Here is a 253-nt window from a genome sequence, read left to right on the forward strand (position 1 = left end):
TGGAGCCGACCTTGAAATACCACCCTTTAATGTTTGATGTTCTAACGTGGACCCGTGATCCGGGTTGCGGACAGTGTCTGGTGGGTAGTTTGACTGGGGCGGTCTCCTCCTAAAGAGTAACGGAGGAGCACGAAGGTTGGCTAATCCTGGTCGGACATCAGGAGGTTAGTGCAATGGCATAAGCCAGCTTGACTGCGAGCGTGACGGCGCGAGCAGGTGCGAAAGCAGGTCATAGTGATCCGGTGGTTCTGAA

At 54.5% G+C, this 253-nt stretch carries 1 rRNA gene; it reads left to right on the plus strand.

The features are described 5' to 3' along the window. Positions 1-253 (plus strand): 23S ribosomal RNA (locus KB213_RS12170); the annotation flags it as partial.

This window comes from Neokomagataea anthophila, from assembly GCF_018122595.1.
In the GTDB taxonomy this organism is placed as follows: Bacteria; Pseudomonadota; Alphaproteobacteria; order Acetobacterales; family Acetobacteraceae; genus Gluconobacter; species Gluconobacter anthophilus.